Source organism: Mesorhizobium sp. M7A.F.Ca.CA.002.05.1.1 (assembly GCF_003998335.1).
Taxonomy (GTDB): domain Bacteria; phylum Pseudomonadota; class Alphaproteobacteria; order Rhizobiales; family Rhizobiaceae; genus Mesorhizobium.
The window spans coordinates 1-2656 of record NZ_RZQI01000822.1 but is presented as its reverse complement, the minus strand read 5'-3'; the positions used below and the strand labels follow the sequence as shown (position 1 = coordinate 2656).

4 protein-coding genes and 1 pseudogene are annotated in these 2656 nt (G+C 61.8%); all 5 read left to right on the top strand.

Annotation, left to right across the window (positions count from 1 at the left end):
• On the top strand, positions 1-532 hold a 532-nt coding region (locus tag EN939_RS29040; RefSeq protein ID WP_442919574.1), incomplete at its 5' end, for a preprotein translocase subunit SecY.
• The gene (locus tag EN939_RS29035; RefSeq protein WP_013531436.1) at positions 529-1125 is read left to right on the top strand and encodes an adenylate kinase; all 597 of its coding nucleotides are present in this window, start codon (positions 529-531) and stop codon (positions 1123-1125) included. The genes EN939_RS29040 and EN939_RS29035, both read left to right, overlap by 4 nt.
• Before the next feature lie 209 nt (positions 1126-1334).
• Positions 1335-1703, top strand: a complete 369-nt coding sequence (gene rpsM, locus EN939_RS29030; protein ID WP_013531437.1) for a 30S ribosomal protein S13 — start codon at positions 1335-1337, stop codon at positions 1701-1703.
• Positions 1704-1864: 161 nt separating this feature from the next.
• Positions 1865-2254 (top strand): 30S ribosomal protein S11, encoded by a 390-nt coding sequence (rpsK, locus tag EN939_RS29025; RefSeq protein WP_006205444.1) that lies wholly within the window; start codon positions 1865-1867, stop codon positions 2252-2254.
• Between the two features lie 102 nt (positions 2255-2356).
• A pseudogene (locus EN939_RS29020) lies at positions 2357-2656 on the top strand (DNA-directed RNA polymerase subunit alpha); the annotation flags it as partial.

Genomic DNA, 2656 nt, shown 5'->3' with positions numbered 1-2656 from the left:
CAATACGGCGGGCGTCATTCCACCGATCTTCGCCTCGTCGCTGCTGTTGCTGCCGGCCACCGTCGCGGGCTTCTCGCAGACGACCAACATGCCGGGCTGGGCAAGCACGATCCTGGCCGCACTCGGCCACGGCCAGCCGCTCTATATGGCATTCTATGCGGCGATGATCGCGTTCTTCGCCTTCTTCTACACTGCGATTGTCTTCAACCCGAAGGAAACCGCCGACCAGCTCAAGAAGCATTCGGGCTTCATCCCGGGCTATCGTCCGGGCGAGCGCACCGCCGATTACATCGATTACGTTCTCACCCGCATCACCGTCGTCGGCGCCATCTATCTGGTGCTGGTGTGCCTGTTGCCGGAGTTCCTGATCTCGGCGACTGGCGTACCATTCTACCTTGGTGGCACATCGCTTCTGATCGTGGTCAGTGTCACGCTCGATACGGTTGCGCAGATTCAGGGCCACCTGATCGCGCACCAGTATGAAGGCCTGATCAAGAAGTCGAAGCTGCGCGGGGGGAAGAAAGCCAGATGAGGTTGATATTGCTTGGGCCGCCAGGAGCGGGCAAGGGGACGCAAGCACAAAGACTGGTAGAAAAACACGGCATACCCCAGCTCTCGACGGGCGACATGCTGCGTGCTGCCGTCCAGGCAGGCACCGAAGTCGGCAAGCGCGCCAAGGCGGTGATGGATGCCGGTGAACTGGTGTCCGACGCGATCGTCAACGCGATCGTCGCCGAGCGTATCGATCAGCCCGACTGCGCCAAGGGGTTCATCCTCGACGGCTATCCGCGGACCCTGGTGCAGGCGGATGCGGTCGAGCAGATGCTGTCGGATCGCTCCCAGGGCCTCGACGCCGTCATTGAGCTCGTCGTCGACGACAAGGCCCTGGTTGGCCGGATCGTCAAGCGCGCCGACGAGGCGCAGGCCGCCGGCCTTCCCGTTCGCAAGGACGACAACCCGACCGTGTTCGAAGAGCGCCTGAGGGAATACTACAAGAAGACGTCGCCGCTGATTGGCTACTACTATGCCAAGGGCAAGCTCCGCAGTGTCGACGGCATGGCCGATATCGACGCCGTGACGGAACAGATCGAAGCGGTGCTCAAGGACGCAGTGCGGGGAAATTAACGATTGCACTTGACGGAGGCGGTTCGCTGCGGTATGGCGGCCCGTCTTCCTATCAGGCATGAGCTTTGCTTGTCCGCAAGGGCAAGGCAGCCGCATTGAACTGGAAACTCCCGCATGGGCCGGCCTCCACCGGACGCGGGGCAACTTAAGACAGCGCCGTGCCCGCCTCGTTTTTGAGGTTGGCCGGCCCACATGGAGAAGGGAAGAACATGGCTCGTATAGCCGGCGTCAACATTCCGACCAACAAGCGCGTTGTCATTGCGCTTCAATACATTCACGGCATTGGCAAGCGGTTCGCCCAGGAGATCGTCGACAAGGTCGGCATCCCGGCCGAGCGCCGCGTCAACCAGCTTACCGACGCGGAAGTGCTGCAGATCCGCGAAACCATCGACCGCGATTACCAGGTTGAAGGCGACCTGCGCCGCGAAGTCTCGATGAACATCAAGCGGCTCATGGACCTCGGCTGCTACCGCGGCCTGCGTCACCGCCGCTCGCTGCCGGTCCGCGGCCAGCGCACGCATACCAATGCGCGCACCCGCAAGGGCCCGGCCAAGTCGATCGCCGGCAAGAAGAAGTAATTTTTTAGGGGAATAAGGGAGTAGGGGAGTAAGGCAGTAGGGAATGCCCGCCAGTCGGGTCGCACTTTTCCCTACTCCCTTACTGCCCTATTCCCCTACTTCCTTACGAAGGTGGAGCCGCTGGCATTACGGCGGTGTAGAGATCAACTGAAAGGACTATCATGGCCAAGGAAGCCGCTCGTGTTCGCCGTCGCGAACGCAAGAACATCTCGTCGGGCGTTGCCCACGTCAATTCGACCTTCAACAACACGATGATCACCATCACCGACGCGCAGGGCAATTCGATTGCCTGGTCGTCGGCCGGTGCCCAGGGCTTCAAGGGTTCGCGCAAGTCGACCCCGTTCGCTGCCCAGATGGCTGCCGAGGATGTTGCCAAGAAGGCCCAGGAACACGGCATGCGCATGCTCGAAGTCGAGGTCTGCGGACCCGGCTCCGGTCGTGAATCGGCATTGCGCGCCCTGCAGGCGGCCGGCTTCACCATCACCTCGATCCGTGATGTGACGCCGATCCCGCACAATGGCTGCCGCCCGCGCAAGAAGCGTCGCGTCTAAGCATTTACCGAACGCCGCGCGAGCGCCCTTGGGCGCTCCTCCGCGGCATTCCAGGTCGCCCGCCACGATTGGATGGTGGCGGGTCAACGGAAGGAAAGCATCATGATCCAGAAAAATTGGCAGGAACTGATCAAGCCGAACAAGATCGAGTTCTCGTCGAAGAAGAAGACGCTGACCACGCTGGTCGCCGAGCCTCTCGAGCGTGGCTTTGGCCTGACGCTGGGCAACGCGCTGCGCCGCGTGCTTCTGTCTTCGCTGCGCGGTGCGGCTGTTACCGCCGTGCAGATCGACGGCGTTCTGCATGAATTCTCGTCCATCGCCGGCGTGCGCGAGGACGTGACCGACATCGTCTTGAATATCAAGGAAATCGCCATCCGCATGGAAGGCGATGGTCCGAAGCGC